Source organism: Streptomyces sp. NPDC051315 (genome assembly GCF_044455165.1).
Taxonomy (GTDB): Bacteria; Actinomycetota; Actinomycetes; order Streptomycetales; family Streptomycetaceae; genus Streptomyces.
Map to the genome: position 1 here is coordinate 125,895 of NZ_JBITEN010000011.1, position 18,592 is coordinate 144,486.

Annotated in this window: 18 protein-coding genes; 8 read left to right on the forward strand and 10 right to left on the reverse strand. The window is 72.7% G+C overall.

The genetic code is table 11. From position 1 onward, the window contains the following. Nucleotides 1-36: 36 nt before the first annotated feature. The 5 genes from araD to ACIBBD_RS21965 form a co-directional block, all read right to left on the reverse strand. Nucleotides 37-1,782: an L-arabinonate dehydratase gene (araD, locus tag ACIBBD_RS21945; RefSeq protein ID WP_399421154.1), complete on the reverse strand. Its 1,746-nt coding sequence runs from the start codon at nt 1,780-1,782 to the stop codon at nt 37-39. After that, entirely contained in the window at nt 1,770-2,681 is a 912-nt protein-coding gene (locus ACIBBD_RS21950; protein ID WP_399421155.1) for a dihydrodipicolinate synthase family protein, read from the reverse strand. The genes araD and ACIBBD_RS21950 overlap by 13 nt, the downstream gene beginning before the upstream one ends. Beyond that, a complete protein-coding gene (locus ACIBBD_RS21955) occupies nt 2,678-3,346 on the reverse strand; it encodes a GntR family transcriptional regulator (RefSeq protein WP_399421156.1) in 669 nt (222 codons plus the stop codon). Before ACIBBD_RS21955 ends, ACIBBD_RS21950 begins: the two co-directional genes overlap by 4 nt. Nucleotides 3,347-3,490: 144 nt before the next feature. Further along, nucleotides 3,491-4,243, reverse strand: a complete 753-nt coding sequence (locus ACIBBD_RS21960; protein WP_399421157.1) for an MBL fold metallo-hydrolase — start codon at nt 4,241-4,243, stop codon at nt 3,491-3,493. Nucleotides 4,244-4,317: 74 nt separating this feature from the next. Beyond that, nucleotides 4,318-4,911 carry a TIGR03086 family metal-binding protein gene (locus tag ACIBBD_RS21965; RefSeq protein ID WP_399421158.1) on the reverse strand — a complete coding sequence of 198 codons (594 nt, stop codon included), beginning with the start codon at nt 4,909-4,911 and terminating at the stop codon, nt 4,318-4,320. Between the two features lie 125 nt (nt 4,912-5,036). Between ACIBBD_RS21965 and ACIBBD_RS21970 the strand changes: the two genes are divergently transcribed. Further along, nucleotides 5,037-6,266 (forward strand): MFS transporter, encoded by a 1,230-nt coding sequence (locus ACIBBD_RS21970; RefSeq protein WP_399421159.1) that lies wholly within the window; start codon nt 5,037-5,039, stop codon nt 6,264-6,266. Here ACIBBD_RS21970 and ACIBBD_RS21975 read toward each other — a convergent pair. Together ACIBBD_RS21975 and ACIBBD_RS21980 are read right to left on the reverse strand one after the other, a co-directional pair. Beyond that, the gene (locus tag ACIBBD_RS21975; RefSeq protein ID WP_399421161.1) at nt 6,203-7,366 is read right to left on the reverse strand and encodes a hypothetical protein; all 1,164 of its coding nucleotides are present in this window, start codon (nt 7,364-7,366) and stop codon (nt 6,203-6,205) included. The genes ACIBBD_RS21970 and ACIBBD_RS21975 overlap by 64 nt on opposite strands. After that, on the reverse strand, nt 7,363-8,316 hold the full coding sequence (locus tag ACIBBD_RS21980; protein WP_399421162.1) for a 5-dehydro-4-deoxyglucarate dehydratase: 954 nt from the start codon (nt 8,314-8,316) through the stop codon (nt 7,363-7,365). The genes ACIBBD_RS21975 and ACIBBD_RS21980 overlap by 4 nt, the downstream gene beginning before the upstream one ends. Before the next feature lie 264 nt (nt 8,317-8,580). On the opposite strand from ACIBBD_RS21980, the gene ACIBBD_RS21985 reads away from it, so the two are divergent. The 7 genes from ACIBBD_RS21985 (at nt 8,581) to ACIBBD_RS22015 (ending at nt 16,007) form a co-directional block, all read left to right on the forward strand. Next, nucleotides 8,581-9,390: an NAD-dependent epimerase/dehydratase family protein gene (locus tag ACIBBD_RS21985; protein WP_399421163.1), complete on the forward strand. Its 810-nt coding sequence runs from the start codon at nt 8,581-8,583 to the stop codon at nt 9,388-9,390. Nucleotides 9,391-9,652: 262 nt separating this feature from the next. Beyond that, entirely contained in the window at nt 9,653-10,423 is a 771-nt protein-coding gene (locus ACIBBD_RS21990) for a DeoR/GlpR family DNA-binding transcription regulator (RefSeq protein WP_399421164.1), read from the forward strand. A gap of 115 nt (nt 10,424-10,538) precedes the next feature. Beyond that, nucleotides 10,539-11,912: an ABC transporter substrate-binding protein gene (locus ACIBBD_RS21995; protein WP_399421165.1), complete on the forward strand. Its 1,374-nt coding sequence runs from the start codon at nt 10,539-10,541 to the stop codon at nt 11,910-11,912. Continuing rightward, nucleotides 11,909-12,844 (forward strand): carbohydrate ABC transporter permease, encoded by a 936-nt coding sequence (locus ACIBBD_RS22000; protein WP_399421166.1) that lies wholly within the window; start codon nt 11,909-11,911, stop codon nt 12,842-12,844. The genes ACIBBD_RS21995 and ACIBBD_RS22000 overlap by 4 nt, the downstream gene beginning before the upstream one ends. Next, entirely contained in the window at nt 12,841-13,683 is an 843-nt protein-coding gene (locus ACIBBD_RS22005) for a carbohydrate ABC transporter permease (RefSeq protein WP_399421167.1), read from the forward strand. The genes ACIBBD_RS22000 and ACIBBD_RS22005 overlap by 4 nt, the downstream gene beginning before the upstream one ends. After that, nucleotides 13,680-14,669 carry a zinc-dependent alcohol dehydrogenase family protein gene (locus tag ACIBBD_RS22010; RefSeq protein WP_399421168.1) on the forward strand — a complete coding sequence of 330 codons (990 nt, stop codon included), beginning with the start codon at nt 13,680-13,682 and terminating at the stop codon, nt 14,667-14,669. Before ACIBBD_RS22005 ends, ACIBBD_RS22010 begins: the two co-directional genes overlap by 4 nt. A gap of 141 nt (nt 14,670-14,810) precedes the next feature. Beyond that, the gene (locus ACIBBD_RS22015; protein ID WP_399421309.1) at nt 14,811-16,007 is read left to right on the forward strand and encodes a TerD family protein; all 1,197 of its coding nucleotides are present in this window, start codon (nt 14,811-14,813) and stop codon (nt 16,005-16,007) included. A gap of 147 nt (nt 16,008-16,154) precedes the next feature. On the opposite strand, the gene ACIBBD_RS22020 is transcribed toward ACIBBD_RS22015, so the two are convergent. The 3 genes from ACIBBD_RS22020 to ACIBBD_RS22030 form a co-directional block, all read right to left on the reverse strand. Then, the gene (locus ACIBBD_RS22020) at nt 16,155-16,727 is read right to left on the reverse strand and encodes a TetR/AcrR family transcriptional regulator (protein WP_399421169.1); all 573 of its coding nucleotides are present in this window, start codon (nt 16,725-16,727) and stop codon (nt 16,155-16,157) included. A gap of 98 nt (nt 16,728-16,825) precedes the next feature. Further along, nucleotides 16,826-17,854 (reverse strand): 1-aminocyclopropane-1-carboxylate deaminase, encoded by a 1,029-nt coding sequence (locus tag ACIBBD_RS22025; RefSeq protein WP_399421170.1) that lies wholly within the window; start codon nt 17,852-17,854, stop codon nt 16,826-16,828. A 31-nt stretch (nt 17,855-17,885) separates the two neighbouring features. Then, nucleotides 17,886-18,536, reverse strand: a complete 651-nt coding sequence (locus tag ACIBBD_RS22030; protein ID WP_399421171.1) for a GntR family transcriptional regulator — start codon at nt 18,534-18,536, stop codon at nt 17,886-17,888. Nucleotides 18,537-18,592: the final 56 nt, after the last annotated feature.

The following is an 18,592-nucleotide window of genomic DNA, read 5'->3' on the forward strand; positions in this document are numbered from 1 at the left end:
CGCGGTCGGGTTCTGGCCGAGCGGGGGTGGCGGTGGTCAGCCCGCGTACGGGTCCTGCACCTTGCCCGGCCGGGCCAGGAACTCGAAGTCGCAGCCGGTGTCGGCCTGGGTGATCTGTTCGTTGTAGAGCGCGCCGTAGCCGCGCTCGTACCGGGTGGGCGGCGGCGTCCACTGCGCCCGGCGCCGCTCCAGCTCCTCGTCGTCCACGTTGAGCTGCAGGGAGCGGGCCTCGACGTCGAGGGTGATCGAGTCCCCCGTGCGCACCAGGGCGAGGGGGCCGCCGATGTACGACTCGGGTGCCACGTGCAGCACGCACGCGCCGTAACTCGTGCCGCTCATACGGGCGTCGGAGATACGGACCATGTCCCGCACGCCCTGCTTGAGCAGGTGGTCGGGGATGGGCAGCATGCCGTACTCGGGCATGCCCGGGCCGCCCTTGGGGCCGGCGTTGCGCAGCACCAGGACGCTGTCGGCGGTGATGCCGAGCGAGGGGTCGTTGATGGTCCGCTGCATCGTCCGGTAGTCGTCGAAGACGACCGCGGGACCGGTGTGCTTGAGCAGGTGCTGCTCGGCGGCGATGTGCTTGATGACCGCGCCGTCCGGGCAGAGGTTGCCGCGCAGCACGGCCACCCCGCCCTCGCTCGCGACCGGGTTGTCCCGGGGCCGGATCACGTCGTCGTTGTGCACCTGCGCGCCGGCGATCTGCTCGCGCAGGGTGTCGTGCGAGACCGTCGGCCGGTCGAGGTGGAGCAGGTCCCGGATCCGGGAGAGGAAGCCGGGCAGGCCGCCGGCGAAGTGGAAGTCCTCCATGAGGTACTTCTGGCCGCCGGGACGGACGTTGGCGAGGACGGGGACCGTGCGGGCGACGCGGTCGAAGTCGTCGAGGGTGAGCTTCACGCCGGCCCGGCCCGCCATGGCGATCAGGTGGATCACGGCGTTGGTGGAGCCGCCGAGGCCGAGGACGGTGGTGACGGCGTCCTCGAAGGCGTCACGGGTGAGGATGTCGTTCAGCGTCCGGCCCCTGTGGACCAGTTCGACGATGCGCAGTCCCGCCGCGGCGGCCATGCGGTCGTGTCCGGAGTCGACGGCCGGGATGCTGGACGCGCCCGGGACGGTGACGCCGAGGGCCTCCGCCGCGGCGGTCAGCGTGGACGCGGTCCCCATCGTCATGCAGTGGCCGGGCGAGCGGGCGAGGCCGTTCTCCAGCTCGGCCATCTCGCAGTCGCCGATGAGACCGGCGCGCTTGTCGTCCCAGTACTTCCACATGTCGGTGCCGGAGCCGAGGACCTCGTTGCGCCAGTGGCCCGGCAGCATGGGGCCGGCGGGCACGAAGACGGTCGGCAGGTCGACGCTCGCCGCGCCCATCAGCAGGGCGGGGGTCGTCTTGTCGCAGCCGCCCATCAGGACGGCGCCGTCGACCGGGTACGACCGCAGCAGCTCCTCGGTCTCCATCGCGAGCATGTTGCGGTAGAGCATCGGGGTCGGCTTCTGGAAGGTCTCGCTGAGGGTGGAGACCGGGAACTCCAGGGGGAAACCGCCCGCCTGCCACACCCCGCGCTTCACGGCCTGGGCGCGGTCGCGCAGGTGAACGTGGCAGGGGTTGATGTCCGACCAGGTGTTCAGGATCGCGATGACGGGCTTGCCGAGGTGTTCCTCGGGGAGGTAGCCGAGCTGGCGGGTACGGGCGCGGTGGCTGAAGGACCGCAGGCCCTCGGTGCCGTACCACTGGTGGCTGCGCAGTTCCTCGGGGCGCTTCCCGACGGGCTCGGTCATATGGACCATCCGGCGGCGATGGCGGCGACCTCGGCGCGCTCGTCCTCGGGCAGCGGCCGGCTCGGCGGGCGGACCTCACGGCGGCACAGTCCGAGGGAGGCCAGGGCCTCCTTGACGACGGTGACGTTGTTGGCGGAGCCGTTGGCGGCGCGCAGTTCCTCGAAGCGGCGGATCTGCTCCCAGACCTTCATGGCGGCCGGGTAGTCGCCGGACCGGAGCGCCTCGATCATGTTCAGCGAGACGGCCGGGGCGACGTTGACGAGGCCGGAGGTGAAGCCGGTGGCGCCCGCGGAGAAGTAGGAGGGGGCGTAGGGCTCGGCGAGGCCGGCCACCCAGACGAACCGTTCCAGCCCGGCGTCGCGGGCGAAGGCGGCGAAGCGGGCGGCGTCCGGGACGGCGTACTTCACGCCGATCACGTTGGGGCAGGCGTCGGCCAGTTCGGCGAGGCGGCCGCCGGCGAGCTGCGCGTTGCGGATGTAGGGGACGACCCCCAGCTCGGGCACGGCCTCGGCGATGGCGCGGTGGTAGTCGACCCAGCCGCTCTGCGAGACGTACGGGTGGACGGGCTGGTGGACCATCACCATCTGCGCGCCGAGCTCGCGGGCGTGGCGGGCGGAGGCGACGGCGGTGGGGACGTCGTGTCCGACACCGACCAGGATCACGGCGCGGTCGCCGGCCTCGTCGACCGTCAGCTCGGTGACCGTCCGGCGCTCCTCGGGGGTGAGGGCGTAGAACTCGCCGGTGTTGCCGTTCGGCGTGAGGGTGGTGATCCCGCCGTCGAGCAGACGGCGCAACAGGGCCCGGTGGGCGTCCTGGTCGACGGAGCCGTCCTCGGCGAAGGGGGTCACCGGGATGGCCACGACATCGGCCAGGGCCGCACGTTGGGTCTCGAACGCCACGCTGCTCATTCCTGACCTTCCTGTCCCGGCGCCGTCTCCCCTGCTTCGGGGAAGGCGCGCTGCACGAACGACGCGATGTGGGCGTGGAGAGCGCGTGCCGCACCGTCCGCGTCGCCCTCCAGGGCGAGCCGCAGGATCTCGCGGTGCTCGCAGGCCTCCCGCTCCCAGGAGGGCGAGGCCGCCCACGCCACGGCGGAGACCAGGGCGGCCTGGTCGCGGACCTCGTCGAGCATCCGGCCGAGCAGCGGGTTGCCGCACGGCAGGTAGAGGGCGCGGTGGAACTCGCGGTTGGCCAGGGACCGTTCGGCGGTGTCCGTCGCCTGGTCGGCCATGGTCAGCGCGGAACGGGCGGCCTCCAGGGAGGCACCGCGCCGAACGGCGCGCCTGAGCGCCTCGGGCTCCAGCAGCAGCCGCACGTCGTAGACCTCGCGCGCCATGTCCGCGTCCACCATGCGCACCGTGACGCCCTTGTACTGGCTCATGACGACCAGCCCGGTGCCGGCGAGCGTCTTGAGCGCTTCGCGCACCGGGGTCTTGGACACTCCGAACTGCGCGGCGAGCTCGGTCTCGACCAGCGCCTGGCCCGGCGTCAACTGCCCGGTGAGGATGCGGCGTTTGATCTCCTCCAGCACGTACTGCGTGCGGGAGGGGATCGGCGTGGGCACAGAGGTCATGCGCGCCTCTCGGATGTCGCGTATCTGATCTCGCGTATCGCGTCTCATATATGACGTACGAAGTACGACGCGTTGAACGTAGGAGGGGCCCTGTGTTTCGTCAATGCTTCTGACAGAGGAAGTTGGTGTTGCGCTGAAAAAGGTTCAGAGCGAGAGGGTGACGCCCTCGACCGCGGCACGGGTCGGGCCGCCGAACGCGACGCCGGCCCGCGCGGTCGCGCAATCCCTGGTCAGCGTGGGACCGACGTGGGTGACGACCAGCTCGCGCACCCCGGCCTTGCGGGCGGCGTCACCGGCGTCCTCCGGTGTCAGGTGCACCTGTTCGCCATCGCGATGCCGGTCGATGTCGGCCTCGCACAGGAACAGGTCGGCGCCGGAGGCGAGCGAGGTGAGCGCGTCGCACGGCCCGCTGTCCCCGGAGTACGCGAGGACACTGCCCTGGCACTCGGCGCGCAGCCCGTACGCCTCGGTGTCGTGGACCACCGCGCGGGAGGTGAGCCGCAGGTTCCAGTGCCGGACGGCATGCCCGTCGTACAGCGGCCGGAAGTCGAGAACCCCGCTCATGGAGCGGGCGTCCGGCCGCCCGAGGAAGGCGGCGAGCCGCTGGGCGCAGCCCGCCGGGGCGTACACCGGCACGGGGGCCGGCGGGGTGAGGCCGCCGTAGGCCAGCGCGTAGAAGGCGGCGAGGAGGTCGGCGCTGTGGTCGGCGTGCAGATGGGAGATCCAGATCGCGGTGAGCCGCCGCGGATCCGTGTGCCGTTGCAACTCGGCGAACGTGCCCGTCCCCGCGTCCACCCACACCTCGGCACCCCCGCCGCGCAGCAGGTACCCGGAGCAGGGACGGTCGGGCCCCGGATGCGGGGAGGCGGTGCCGAGGACGGTGAGGCTGAGGGGCATGGTGGGGAGCGTACGGTCCCCTCCCGTCGCATGCGCCCCGATCGCGTCCGTCTACGCCGTGCTCATCGCGTCGGCTACGGCGTCCAGCCCGGATCACGCCCGCTCAGCCCGACGGCCCGGTCGAGCAGCGGGGCGTCCTCGGGGACGGGGACGACGGGACCGAAGATCCCGTCCCCGCCGCCGGTCTCCTCGGCGCTCTCCCGCAGGAACGCGTAGGACGCCCGCAGCGCCGCCGGGTCGGGCACGTACTCCTGCCCGGTGGCCCGCGCCAGGTCCCACCCGTGGATCACCAGTTCGTCGGCGGCCACGGCGCCCGCGACCGCGCCGGGCAGGTCGATGCCGCCCGCCCGGGTCGCGCCCGTCCAGGCGGCGGGGTCCCTCCAGGCGTCGGCGAGTTCGTCGAGCGCCTTGGGCAGGTCCTCGCGCCAGCCGGGGCCGATGTCCGGTACGGCGGTGTCCGGGGCGGTGTCCGTCGTGGGGCCCAGGTTCTTGCGGGCGGCGTCGCGGAAGGCGACGGCGAGCCCGGTCAGGTGCCCGAGGAGGGCACGCACGGCGTATCCGGGGCAGGGCGTACCGTCCGCGAGCCGGTCGTCCCGCACCCCCTCCGCGAGGCGCGCCACGATCCGGGCCTGCGGTCCGAGGTCGAGAGGGATGGTCGTGTGGGTCATCTGCCACTCCTTCGCACGCGTGGTGGTGGCTCAGGAGGTGGACCGGCGGCGGCCCGGAAACTCATCGCCGCCTAGGGATTCCGACCGATGCCGGCCCGACCTCCTTAGATCCACGATGGCCAGGCATGAGGAAGACGACGACCTGGTCCGTGGTGCGCGTGGTGCGCGACCGCGACGCGGCGCTCCATCTGGCCGCTCTCGTGCTCTCCGGTTTCGGCACGTCCGCGCTGTGGCTGGCGTCCGGTGTGTGGGTCAAGGACCTCACCGGTTCGGACGGACTGTCCGCGCTGTGCGCGTTCGCCCTGTGGCTGCCGACCGCCGCCGGTCCCGCGCTGGGCCCGCTCGCCGACCGCACCCGCCGCAAACCCCTGCTGATCGCGCTCAACCTGCTGCTCGCGGCCGTGCTGCCGGTCCTCCTCGCCGTCGGCTCCCCGGGTGACCTGTGGCTGCTCTTCACGGTCCTGCTGGTGTACGGCACGGCGTCCGTCGTCCACGAGGCCGCGAAGTCCGCGCTGGTCGCCTCCGCCGTCGCCCCCGGCCTGCTGGGCGACTTCAACGGCCTGCGCACCACGGCCCTGGAGGGCATGAAGCTGCTGGCCCCACTGGCCGGCGCGGGCGTGTACACGGCCTGGGGCGGCCCGGGCGTGGCGCTCCTGGACGCGGCGACCTTCCTGGGCGCGGCCCTGCTGTATGCCTGCGTCCGGGTGCGGGAGGACAGGCCGCAGCCGCCGGCGACGGGCCGGTGGGAGCGGACGGCGCAGGGTGCCCGGCACCTGTGGCGGGACCGGCGGCTGCGGCCCCTGGTCCTGGCCGGCGGTACGACGATGCTGTTCGCGGGGGTCAACGGCGCGCTGGTCTACGCCGTCGTCGAGGGCCTCGGCCACTCCCCCGCGTACACCGGCGTGCTCTACGCCGTCCAGGGCGCCGGGTCGGTCGCGGTCGGGCTGGTCGCGGGGCCCGCCCTGCGCCGGCTGGGCGAGCGGGGGTTCGCGGCGGCCGGCATCGCGCTGACCGGCGTGGCGGTGGCGCTGCGGGCGGTGCCGTCCGACGCGGTGGTCCTGGCGTGCGGCGCGGCGATCGGGGCGGGTCTGCCCTGTGTGCTGATCGCCGCGCTCACCGCCGTGCAGCGCGAGACGCCGGACCGGCTGCTGGGGCGGGTCACCGCCACCGCGAACACGCTGATGTTCGCGCCGAACGCGGTCGGGCTGGCGGTGGGCGCGGCCCTGGTCGAACTGGTCGACCACCGGCTGCTGCTGGTCGTCCTGGGCGCGGCACAGCTGGCGGCGCTCGCTCAGAGCGCGCTGAGCCCCTCGCGCACGGCCGCCAGGTCGCCGTCCGACGCCAACCCGGCGTGATAGAGGCGGATCTCCGTGGCCCCCAGCTCCCGCGCGCGGGCCGCGTCGGCGGCGAGCGTGCCGGGGCTGCCGCCCATACCGGAGACGACGGTGAGGTTGGCGGCGACGACGGCGCCGTCACGGCCCTGCTCGGCGAAGGGCGTGAGCAGACCGGGGCCGCCCGCGCAGGGCACGACGACCCCGTCCGCGACGGACAGGATGTGCGCGGGGTCGACGCCCGGGTTGGCGCCGACGTGGTGGGTCACGGGGTCGGCGTGCAGCAGGACCTGGAAGCCCTCCGGTGCCGCCGAGCGGACCGCCGTGACGGCCGCCTCCTGGAGGGTCCGGGCGGTTTCGTCGCGCCACGCGCGCGTGGCCGCCGCCGTCCCCTCCCCGAGGAGCTTCTCGACGCCCGTCCAACTCCCCTCGTCGGGCGCGCCCTGCCACAGCGGCTCCAGCGCGGTCCGAACGGCCGCCGCCAGCTCGTCCGCGTCCAGGCCCTGCGCGCCGTAGCCCTCCCGGCAGGCCGGGCAGAAGCAGAGCGCCATGAGGTACTGGCCGGCTTCCCCGAGACCGACCCCGCCGGTCTTGTCGTGGGCGTGCAGGTGCTGGAGGCCGTACCAGCCGAGGGACTCCAGCTCGGTGCCGGCCGCGCCGGGCCGTACGGCGGCCTCGGCGGCCAGGTCGACGAGGTACGCGCGGGTGGCGGGCTGCGCGATGCACGGGGCCCACGGGTAGCGGTCGCCGTAGGCGTTGACGACCGAGGTGTCCGGGTGTTCGGCGCCCAGGCGGGAGTTGTGCGCGAGGACCACCCAGGTGTGCACCTCCAGACCGGCCTCGGTGAGGGCGGCGGCGGCCTCGCCCCAGGCGTCGCCGGGAGCCCAGTCGCCGGCCGGGTAGGGGCGCAGGGTGCGGCCCTCCCAGCGCTCGTCCGTCGGGTACAGCACGGCCGCGTGCTCGGCGGTGACGATGCGGTGACGCGGGTGGCGCGGGGTGAGGGCGCGGGTGGAGTGGTAGGCGGCGGCGAGCGTCACCTGCGGCACGCCGAGCGCGGCGATGCGGCCCGGTGCCTCCGGGTCCCCGTTGACGTCCCACGGGTAGACGAATGTCGACGCCTTCACTGGTCCTCCGTCGTGTCCTCTTCGAGCAGCGCGTATCCGCGCTCGATCACCTGGGCGAGCTGCTTGACATGATCCTCGCCCGGCTCGTGCAGCGGGGGCCGGACCCGGCCGACGTCCAGCCCGCGCAGCCGTACGCCGGCCTTGACCAGGGAGACGGCGTAGCCGCGGCCCTGGGCGCGCAGTTCGACGAACGGGCGGTAGAAGCCGTCCAGCAGGCGGTGCGCGGTGGTCTCGTCGCCGGTGGTGAGGGCCCGGTGGAAGGCGAGGGCGATCTCGGGGGCGAAGCAGAAGACGGCCGACGAGTAGAGGGTGACGCCGATGCCGTGGTAGGCGAGCTGGGTCTGTTCGGCGGTCGGCAGTCCGTTGAAGTAGAGGAAGTCGCCGGGCGCCTCGGTGCGGACGGCGCTGACGATCCGCTGCATGAGGTCGAGGTCGCCGAGCCCGTCCTTGAGGCCGATGACGCCCTGGGTGCGGGCCAGTTCGACGACGGTCTCCGGGGTGAAGACGGCGTTGTCGCGCTGGTAGACGATGACCGGGAGTTCTGTCGCGGCGGCCACCTCACGGTAGTGGCGCAGCAGTCCCTCCTGGCCGGCGACGACGAGGTAGGGCGGCATCGCGAGCAGGCCGTCCGCCCCGGCCGCGTGCGCGAGGCGCGCGTAGCGCACCGCGAGCGCGGTGCCGTAGCCGGCGCCCGCCACGACCGGCACCCGCCCGCCGGTCTCCTCCACCGCCGCCCGCACGCACCGCTCGAACTCCTCCGGGGTGAGCGCGTGGAACTCCCCGGTGCCGCAGCAGGCGAAGACGGCCGCCGCGCCGGCCTCGACCCCTCGGCGGACGTGGGCCCGGAAGGAGTCGAGGTCGACGGAGCCGTCGGGGCCGAAGGCGGTGACGGGGAAGAACAGCGGTCCGCTGGGGACGCGCAGGCGTGCGGCGAGCGGGGCTGACGTCACGGGCTCTCCCTGGACTGGGGCGGACTGGCGCGGCCGGCACGCCCAACACTCAAGAATCTGATCAGCGTCCATATTTCTGAACACGGTCACCCTAAGGACGCCTCCGACTGCCGGTCAAGCTCCACAAACCGCCCCCCACAGGCGGATTCACCGAATCGGCACACCCCTTGACGGCGAGTGTCGACGATCCCTAGCGTGTCCACGCATGTGAATATCGTCCATGCATGCGGCTCTGTGCCTGCGTCGAACCAAGGAGACCCGAGGATGCCCGCTCCCCGCACCGTCCTGCTCACCGGCGCCGCCGGTGGCCTCGGCACCCTGATGCGGGACCTGCTCCCCGCCCACGGCTACGAGCTGCGGCTGCTGGACCTGCGTCCGATCGAGGGCGAGCCGGACGCCGTCGTCGCGGACCTCGCCGACAAGGACGCCGTCCGGGAGGCCGTACGGGGCGTCGACGCGATCATCCACCTCGCGGGCATCTCCCTGGAAGCCCCCTTCGAGAAGATCCTCAAGGCGAACATCGAGGGCACGTACCACCTGTACGAGGCCGCCCGTGAGGAGGGCGTCGGCCGGATCGTCTTCGCCTCATCCAACCACGCGGTCGGCTTCACCCCCCGTCCCCAGGGCGACGACCCCCTGATCCCGGTCGACACCCCGCGCCGCCCGGACACCTTCTACGGCCTGTCCAAGTGCTTCGGCGAGGACCTCGCCCAGTTCTACTGGGACAAGCACGGCCTGGAGACCGTGTCGGTGCGCATCGGCTCCTGCTTCCCCGAGCCGACCAGCGTGCGCATGCTGTCGGTGTGGATGAGCCCGGACGACGGCGCCCGCCTCTTCCACGCGGCCCTGACCGCCGAGAACGTCGGCCACACCGTCGTTTACGGCTCCTCCGCCAACACCCGGCTGTGGTGGGACCTCAGCAGCGCGCGGGCGCTCGGCTACGAGCCCCAGGACGACTCCGAGCCGTACGCCGAGAAGCTGATCGCCGAGCAGGGCGAGCTGGACCCCGACAACATCGAGCACGCCTACCTGGGCGGCCACTTCGTCAGCAACCCGCCGATCTGGCCGTACTGACCGGAACACGACGTCGAAGCGGCGGGCGGGCACCGAACGGGCCCGTCCGCCGCCGCATTCGGGCACGACCGCTGCCCGCTCCCACTCGGCCCACCACAATCACGCAGGTCCGCGACGGGCCCGCGCGATCGCGAAACGGGCCCACACGGGCAGCATCGGGCCCGCAAGAGGCCTGGTCAGCGCCCGCAGACCCGCTGTAGAACTTCCCCCATGGGCCCCACCGGGCCCGAACGGGCAGACCAGCGGAGGACAGGTGACGGCCGTGAATCCGAGGACGGCGGAAGAACGCCAGCGGGCGATCGTGCGGGCCGCACGCGCCGCCGGCTCCGTCGACGTCACCGCGCTCGCGGCCGAGCTGGGCGTGGCCAAGGAGACCGTGCGACGGGATCTGCGCGCCCTGGAGGACCACGGACTGCTGCGCCGCACCCATGGCGGCGCCTATCCCGTGGAGAGCGCCGGCTTCGAGACGACCCTCGCCTTCCGCGCCACCAGCCACGTGCCCGAGAAGCGCCGGATCGCCGCCGCCGCGGCCGGGCTCCTCGGGGACGCCGAGACCGTCTTCGTCGACGAAGGCTTCACCCCGCAGCTCATCGCCGAGGCGCTCCCCAGGGACCGGCCGCTGACCGTGGTCACCGCGTCCCTGCCGGTCGCCGGCGCGCTGGCGGAGTACGACAACGTCTCGGTCCTGCTGCTGGGCGGCCGGGTCCGTGCCGGCACCCTGGCGACCGTCGACCACTGGACGACGAGGATGCTGGCCGGCTTCGTCGTCGACCTCGCCTACATCGGCGCCAACGGCATCACCCGTGAGCACGGTCTGACCACCCCCGACCCGGCCGTCAGCGAGGTCAAGGCGCAGGCCGTGCGGGCGGCGCGGCGCACCGTCTTCGTCGGCGTGCACACCAAGTTCGGCGCGGTCAGCTTCTGCCGGTTCGCGGAGGTCGGCGCGCTGGAGGCGATCGTGACGAGCACCCTGCTGCCGGCCTCCGAGGCCCACCGCTACGCGTTGCTGGGGCCGCAGGTCATCCGCGTCTGATCTTCCCGTCCACCCCCTCCAGGGCACTCCCCTGCCCGCAAGGCGCCCCTCATCTCCCCATACGTCCCCCTTTCCTGCCACCACGTTCAACTCCCCACACGTCCAGGAGCGATCCATGCGAACCCAGAGCCGACGACGGCCACCGCGAGCCCCGCTCGCCCTGGCCGTCGCAGGGACGCTGCTCGCCCCGCTGCTCTCCGGCTGCTGGGCCGGGGCGGGCGGGGCCGGATCGGGCGGAAACTCGATCAACGTCCTGATGGTCAACAACCCCCAGATGACAACGCTGCAGAAGCTCACCGCCGCGCACTTCACCAAGGACACCGGCATCAAGGTGAACTTCACCGTCCTGCCCGAGAACGACGTCCGCGACAAGATCAGTCAGGACTTCGCCAACCAGGCCGGCCAGTACGACGTGGCGACCCTCTCCAACTACGAAATACCGATCTACGCCCGCAACGGCTGGCTCCACGAGATGGACTCCTACGTCGCCGAGGACCCCGCCTACGACGAGCAGGACGTCCTCGAGCCGATGCGCGAGTCCCTCACCGGCGACGACGGCAAGCTCTACGGCCAGCCCTTCTACGGCGAGTCGTCCTTCCTGATGTACCGCAAGGACGTCTTCGCCCGGCAGGGCCTGACGATGCCCGCGCACCCCACCTGGACCCAGGTGGCCGACCTCGCGGCGAAGACCGACGGCGCCGAGCCCGGCATGAAGGGCATCTGCCTGCGCGGACTCCCGGGCTGGGGCGAGGTCATGGCACCGCTCACCACCGTCGTGAACACCTTCGGCGGCACCTGGTTCGACAAGGACTGGAAGGCCCGGCTCGACTCCCCCGAGTTCGAGGAGGCCACGAGGTTCTACGTCGACCTCGTCCGCGAGCACGGCGAGTCCGGCGCCGCCCAGTCCGGCTTCGCCGAGTGCCTGAACAACATGACCCAGGGCAAGGTCGCCATGTGGTACGACGCCACCTCCGCCGCCGGTTCCCTGGAAGCGGCGAACTCCCCGGTCAAGGGCAAGGTGGGCTACGCCCCCGCCCCCGTCGAGAGGACCGGCTCCTCCGGCTGGCTCTACACCTGGGCCTGGGGCGTGCAGAAGGCCTCCCGCAACCCCGACAAGGCCTGGAAGTTCGTCTCCTGGGCGTCGAGCAGGGAGTACGAGGAGCTGGTCGGCGAGGAGGTCGGCTGGGCCGACGTCCCCGCGGGCAAGCGCGCGTCGACGTACGAGAACGCGGCCTACCGCGCGGAGGCCGCCGCCTTCCAGGAGATGACCAGGGAGGCCATCGAGGCCGCCCGCCCGAACGATCCCGGCGTGCAGCCGCGGCCCGCGCCCGGCATCCAGTTCGTCGGCATCCCCGAGTTCACCGACCTCGGCACCAAGGTCTCCCAGGAGATCAGCGCGGCCATCGCCGGACGCCAGTCCGTCGCGTCGGCCCTGAAGAAGTCCCAGCAGCTCGCCGAGCGGATCTCCAAGGAGTACGAGGGACGATGACCGCCACCACGGCCCCCGTGGCCACCACCCCCGTCCCCGCCGCGCGGCAGCCCTCCGCCCGCCTGCGCGCCTGGGCCACCCGCGCCCCGCTGCTCCCCGCCCTCGTCTTCATGATCGCCGTGACCCAGCTCCCGTTCGTGGCCACGCTGGTGATCTCCTTCTTCGACTGGAACGCCCTCTATCCCGACGCCCGCCGCTTCACCGGACTCGACAACTACCGTCAGGTCCTGACCGACGCGGACCTGCGCCACTCGGTGTGGACGACCGTGCTGCTGACGGTGGCGGTGGTGCTGGCCAGTCTGGTCCTGGGCCTGCTGCTGGCCCTGCTGCTGGACCGCAGGTTCCGCGGCCGGGGCGTCGTCCGCACCCTGCTGATCGCCCCGTTCCTGGTGGTGCCGGTGGCGGCGGCGCTGCTGTGGAAGCACGTGCTCTACAACCCCGAGTACGGCCTGCTGAACGGCCTGCTGCACTACGTCGGCGGCCCGCAGCCCGACTGGATCTCCAGCACCCCGCTGCTGGCGGTCGAGGCCTCACTGGTGTGGCAGTGGACGCCGTTCATGATGCTCATCCTGCTGGCCGGCCTGCAGAGCCGCGACCAGCAGCAGATCGAGGCCGCCCGGGTGGACGGCGCGAGCGACTGGCAGATCTTCCGCCACCTCACGCTCCCGCACCTGCGCCGCTACCTGGAGCTGGGCGCCCTGCTGGGGTCGATCTACATCGTGCAGAACTTCGACGCCGTGTTCACGATCACCTCCGGCGGCCTGGGCACGGCCAACCTCCCCTACACCGTCTACCAGAGCTTCTACCAGGCCCACGAGAACGGCCTCGCCTCCGCCGCGGGCGTCCTGGTGGTCATCGGCTCGCTCGTCATCGCGACCTTCGCCCTGCGGGTCGTCTCGTCCCTGTTCCGCGAGGAGGTGTCCCGCGCATGAGCACACGCACCGCGCCCGTCCGCCGCAAGGCCACCGGTCTGGGCCTGCTGGCCTGGCTGGCGGGAATCGTCTTCTTCCTGCCCATCGCGTGGATGGCGCTGACGTCCTTCCACTCGGAGGAGGACGCGGCGACCAACCCGCCGTCCTTCACGGCGGCCCTGACCCTGGACGGCTACCGCGAGTTCTTCGGCACGGGCGGCGGCGCGAGCCCCTGGCCGGCGCTGATCAACTCCACGGTGGCGTCGGTCGCCTCGACCCTGCTGGTCCTGCTGCTGGCGCTGCCCGCCGCGTACGCGCTGTCGATCCGCCCGGTCCGGAAGTGGACGGACGTGCTGTTCTTCTTCCTGTCGACGAAGATGCTGCCGGCCGTGGCGGGCCTGCTGCCGGTCTACCTGTTCGCGAAGAACGCGGGCCTGCTCGACAACATCTGGCTGCTGGTCGTCCTCTACACCTCCATGAACCTGCCGATCGCGGTGTGGATGATGCAGTCCTTCCTCGCCGAGGTCCCGGTCGCGGTCATCGAGGCGGCCCGGGTGGACGGCGCCCGCCTGCCGACGGTCCTCGCGCGCGTGGTGGCCCCCATCGCGCTGCCCGGCATCGCGGCGACCGCGCTGATCTGCTTCATCTTCAGCTGGAACGAGCTGCTGTTCGCCCGGGTGCTGACCGGCGTGGTCGCCGAGACCGCCCCCGTCTTCCTGACCGGCTTCATCACCAGCCAGGGCCTGTTCCTGGCCAAGGTGTGCGCCGCGTCGCTCGTCATCTCCCTGCCGGTGCTCGCCGCGGGGTTCGCCGCCCAGGACAAGCTGGTCCAGGGCCTGTCGTTGGGAGCCGTGAAATGAAGGCCGCCGTCATCGAGTCCGTGGGCCGGGCCGTCGTCGCCGAGGTCCCGGACCCGACGCCCGGGCCGCGCGAGGTCGTCGTCGAGGTCGCCGCCTGCGGCCTGTGCGGCACCGACCTGCACATCCTCCAGGGGGAGTTCGCACCCAAGCTGCCGATCGTGCCCGGACACGAGTTCGCGGGCGAGGTGGTCGGGGTCGGCACCCAGGTCACGGAGGTGTCGGTGGGCGACCGCGTCGCGGTCGACCCGTCGCTGTACTGCCACGAGTGCCGCTACTGCCGTACCGGCCACAACAACCTCTGCGAGCGATGGGCGGCGATCGGCGTGACGACGGCCGGAGGCGCCGCCCGGTACGCGGTGGCACCGGTGGCGAACTGCGTGAAGCTGCCCGAGCACGTGCGCACCCAGGACGCGGCCCTGATCGAGCCCCTGTCGTGCGCGGTACGGGGCTACGACGTCCTGCGGTCGCGCCTCGGCGCCCACGTCCTGGTCTACGGCTCCGGGACGATGGGCCTGATGATGCTGGAGCTGGCCAAACGCACGGGCGCGGCGAGCGTGGACGTGGTCGACGTGAACCCCTCCCGCCTGGAGACGGCCCGCCGGCTGGGCGTGTCGGGGTCGGCGGCCACCGCGGACGAGCTGGACCGCCCCGAGGGCTGGGACGTGGTCGTGGACGCGACGGGCAACGCGGCGGCGATCCAGGACGGGCTGGAGCGGGTGGCGAAGGCGGGGACGTTCCTGCAGTTCGGCGTGGCCGACTACGCGACGCGGGTCACGATCGACCCGTACCGCGTCTACAACCAGGAGATCACCATCACCGGCTCCATGGCCGTCCTGCACAGCTTCGAACGCGCGGCGGAGCTGTTCGCGAACGGGGTGCTCGATCCGGATGTCTTCATCAGCGACCGGGTGCCGCTGGAGCAGTATCCGCAGGCGCTGGAGCAGTTCGCGGCGGGGGTGGGGCGCAAGATCGTGGTGGTGCCGTAGGCGGGTCCGTCACCGCGCGCACGCCGGTTCGCAGGCGCGGGGCCGACGGGGCGCAGACACCCCGCCGGCCCCGTCTCCCACTGATTGGGGACGGTAAGGGAACGGCAAAAAGCCCCCGCTCGTTCATCCGGCATGACAGCTATGACCCCCGGCTCGAACATTGCTCTCCCCGCCGTCCGCGTGACGGTGGACGTCGCCGCCCCGGTGCGGCTCGACGTTTCGGGCCTGCTGCTCACCGCCGACGGCAAGGTGCGCTCCGACGACGACTTCATCTTCTACAACCAGCCGAGCGGCCCCGGCGTGACGTACCGTTCCGGCGGCGGCACCGCCCCCGACGCGATCACGGTCGACACCTCCGCCCTCCCCCCGGGCATCGAGAAGATCGTCGTCACCGCGAGCCCGGACGCCGCCGGCCAGACCTTCCAGGGCGTCGAACCGACGGCCACGATCCGCAACGCGGACGACAACAGCGTCCTGGCCACGTTCACGCCCCCGCAGCTCGGCACCGAGACCGCGCTGGTGATCGTGGAGATCTATCTGCGCAACGGCGCCTGGAAGGCCCGCGCGGTCGGCCAGGGCTACGCCAACGGCCTGGCCGGCATCGCCACCGACTTCGGCGTCACGGTGGAGGAGCCCGCGCCGGCCCCGGCCCAGCCGGTCGCCCCGCCCACGCCCGCCCCGCAGCCGCCGGCCCCGCGGACCGCGCCGGCCGCTCCCCCGGCCCCGCCCGCGCCGCCCGCCGCGCCCGCCCCCGGCGCCGGGAAGATCAACCTCGACAAGGGCCGCGTCAGCCTGCAGAAGAACCAGACCGTCTCCCTCGTCAAGGGCGGCCGTCCGCTGCTCTCGCAGGTCAAGATGGGCCTCGGCTGGGAGCCGGCGTACCGCGGCAGGGACATCGACCTGGACGCCTCGGTCATCGCCTACGGCCCCCAGCGCAACCACGTCGACAGCTGCTACTTCGGCAAGCTGCAGATCGTCAACGGCGCGATCAAGCACTCCGGCGACAACCTCACCGGCGAGGGCGGCGGCGACGACGAGGTGATCTCCGTCGACCTCGGCCGCCTCCCCCAGGAGGTCACGGGGCTGGTCTTCACCGTCAACTCCTTCTCCGGCCAGAAGTTCACGGAGGTGGCCAAGGCCTACTGCCGTCTGCTGGACGGCACGACCGGCGAGGAGCTCGTCCGCTTCGACCTCACCAGCGCCGAGCCGCAGACGGGCGTGATGATGGCCAAGCTGATCCGCCAGTTCTCCGGCGAGTGGGAGATGACGGCCATGGGCGAGTTCGTGAAGGCCCGGACGGTACGCAACATGGTGAAGCCGGCGGCCCAGGCCCTCTGACGGCACCCCGGCGGACACCATCCGACGGCGGGGCGGCACCACGCCGACCTCCCCGGCACCGTGGCGGGCACCCCGGCGGCGAGGCGGGCACCCCAGCGGCGGCCGGGGGTGCCCGCCGCCGGGACGCCCGCCGCCCTCCGCCGTCGCTCACCGTGCCGCCCGCAACCCCTCCGTCAGCAGGGACACGTACCGCCGGATGCTGTCGCCGTCCCCGTTCGCCAGCTCCGCCGCCGTCGACACGCCGTGCGCCAGCCGCAGCACGTCGACGGGCTCGACGTCCGCCCGCAGGGTCCCCTCCCGCTGCGCCGCCTCGACGAGCCGGGTCGCCGCGTCCCGCACCCGCGTGCCGCAGGCCGTGACCGCGGCGATGTCGCCGTCCGTGACGGCCGACCCGAGCAGGGCCTTCATCCCGCGTACCTGGATGGATCCCACGCACAGCTCGTTCAGCCAGGCCACCAGCGCCTCGCCCGGCGGCAGCTCCTCGCCCAGTTCGCCGGCGCGCACGGCGAGCGCCTCGATGCGGTCGACGTACGCCGCCTCCAGCAGCGCCCGACGTGTCGGGAAGTGCCGGTACAGCGTGCCGGAGCCGACCCCCGCCCGCTTGGCGATGTCGTCGAGGGACGCGCCTTCCCCATGCTCGGCGAAGGCCTCCGCCGCCGCCTTCAGCAACCGCTCGTAGTTGCGGCGAGCGTCCGCGCGCATGGGCTTGACCTGCGTCATCCAGTTACTCCTAGCCAACTTCGGGCACGTCGTGCTGTCCGCATGGTCCACCACTTCGCCTGGGCGCACCAGACGGGCGACGCCCGGCGGCGCCGCTCTCAGAACAGGGCGCTGTACGCGTTCAGCGCCGGCTGCCCGCCCAGGTGGGCGTAGAGCACGGTGGAGTCGCGGCCGATCTCGCCGCGTGCGACCAGGTCGATCATCCCGGCCATCGACTTCCCCTCGTAGACGGGGTCGGTGACCATGCCCTCGGTCCGCGCGGCGAGCTTCATCGCCTCCAGGGTGACCTCGTCGGGGACGCCGTAGACACCGGCGTGGTACCGCTCGTCCAGCTCGACGTCCGCCTCGGTCAGCTCCCGTTCGACGCCGATGAGCCGGCCGGTGCGGTGGGCGATGCGGGCGATCTGCGCCCGGGTCTCGGCCGGCTGGGCGGAGGCGTCGACGCCGATCACGCGCCGGGGGCGTCCGCCCGCCTCCTCGAGGGCCGCGAACCCGGCGACCATGCCCGCCTGCGTCGACCCGGTCACCGAGCAGACGACCACGGTGTCGAAGAAGACGCCCAGCTCCCGCTCCTGCTCGGCCACTTCGTAGGCCCAGCCGGCGAAGCCGAGACCGCCGAGCGGATGGTCGGAGGCCCCGGCCGGGATGGCGTACGGCTTGCCGCCCGCCTCCTCGACATCGCGCAGCGCCTGCTCCCAGCTCTCCTTGAAGCCGATCCCGAACCCGGCCCGCACCAGCCGCACGTCGGCCCCGGCGAGCCTGCTGATCAGGATGTTGCCGACCTTGTCGTACACGGAGTCGGGCCATTCCACCCAGCTCTCCTGCACCAGCACGCACTTCAGCCCGGCCCGGGCGGCGACCGCCGCGACCTGCCGGGTGTGGTTGGACTGCACCCCGCCGATCGACACGAGGGTGTCGCAGCCCTGCGCGAGCGCGTCGGCGACCAGGTACTCCAGCTTGCGCGTCTTGTTCCCGCCGTAGGCGACACCGGAGTTGCAGTCCTCCCGCTTGGCCCACAGCGAGGCACCGCCGAGGTGTTCCGTCAGCCGGTGCAGCGGGTGCACCGGCGAGGGGCCGAACAGCAACGGGTGACGCTCGTACGCGGGAAACGGCGTGGCACGGGACATCGGGGTCTCCCTCAGCAGGGTCAGGGGCGGGTCAGTCGCCGGATTCGGCCAGGTCGGCCAGGGTGCGCCAGATCTCCGCCGTGACCCGGACCGCCTCGTCCACGTCACCGTCGGCGCACGCCTCGATCAGCCGGTCGTGCAGCCCGGCCGAACGGCAGGTGCCGCCCTCGCCGAAGCGCCGTCGCTCCAGCCGCCGGATCAGGGGGGTGTAGCGGGCCACGGTGGCGGCGGCCGCGCGGTTGCCGCTGACCCGGACGAGGACGTCGTGCAGGTCGTCGTCCGCGCGCAGGGCGCCGTCCACGTCACCGGCGCCGACGGCGGCGGTGAACCGCTCGTTGGCGGCGCGCATCGCCTCGACGTCCGCCGCGAAGAGCCGGGGCACCGCGGTCCGGGCGACCAGCTCGTGCATCGCCCCGACCACGGCCGCCGCGTCCCGTACGTCGGCGGCGACGACCGGGGTGACCCGGGTGTAGCTCTGCGGCTTGCTCTCCAGCAGCCCCTCGTCCACGAGCCGCGAGAAGGCCTGGCGCACCGGCGCCCGGGACAGCCCGAGCCGCTCGGCGAGGTCGGCGTCCCGCACCACCGCGCCCGGCTCGATCTCGCCGGTGACGATGGCATCCCGGAGGGCGGCGTACGCGCGCTCCCTGAGGAGGGTGCGGGGCACGGGTCGTAGGGGCTCCACGACTGAAATGTTAGATGTCAACGCTGTGCGAGGAAAGGGGCCCGCACCAGAAGTGA

Coding starts and splice junctions, on each gene's coding strand:
- ACIBBD_RS22020 (WP_399421169.1), bottom strand. CDS start 16,727: ATGACGCAGGTCAAGCCCATGCGCGCGGACGCTCGCCGCAACTACGAG.
- ACIBBD_RS21950 (WP_399421155.1), bottom strand. CDS start 2,681: ATGAGCAGCGTGGCGTTCGAGACCCAACGTGCGGCCCTGGCCGATGTC.
- ACIBBD_RS21965 (WP_399421158.1), bottom strand. CDS start 4,911: ATGACCCACACGACCATCCCTCTCGACCTCGGACCGCAGGCCCGGATC.
- ACIBBD_RS22015 (WP_399421309.1), top strand. CDS start 14,811: ATGACCCCCGGCTCGAACATTGCTCTCCCCGCCGTCCGCGTGACGGTG.
- ACIBBD_RS22000 (WP_399421166.1), top strand. CDS start 11,909: ATGACCGCCACCACGGCCCCCGTGGCCACCACCCCCGTCCCCGCCGCG.
- ACIBBD_RS21970 (WP_399421159.1), top strand. CDS start 5,037: ATGAGGAAGACGACGACCTGGTCCGTGGTGCGCGTGGTGCGCGACCGC.
- ACIBBD_RS21955 (WP_399421156.1), bottom strand. CDS start 3,346: ATGACCTCTGTGCCCACGCCGATCCCCTCCCGCACGCAGTACGTGCTG.
- ACIBBD_RS21960 (WP_399421157.1), bottom strand. CDS start 4,243: ATGCCCCTCAGCCTCACCGTCCTCGGCACCGCCTCCCCGCATCCGGGG.
- ACIBBD_RS21995 (WP_399421165.1), top strand. CDS start 10,539: ATGCGAACCCAGAGCCGACGACGGCCACCGCGAGCCCCGCTCGCCCTG.
- ACIBBD_RS21985 (WP_399421163.1), top strand. CDS start 8,581: ATGCCCGCTCCCCGCACCGTCCTGCTCACCGGCGCCGCCGGTGGCCTC.
- ACIBBD_RS22010 (WP_399421168.1), top strand. CDS start 13,680: ATGAAGGCCGCCGTCATCGAGTCCGTGGGCCGGGCCGTCGTCGCCGAG.
- ACIBBD_RS22025 (WP_399421170.1), bottom strand. CDS start 17,854: ATGTCCCGTGCCACGCCGTTTCCCGCGTACGAGCGTCACCCGTTGCTG.
- ACIBBD_RS22005 (WP_399421167.1), top strand. CDS start 12,841: ATGAGCACACGCACCGCGCCCGTCCGCCGCAAGGCCACCGGTCTGGGC.
- araD (WP_399421154.1), bottom strand. CDS start 1,782: ATGGTCCATATGACCGAGCCCGTCGGGAAGCGCCCCGAGGAACTGCGC.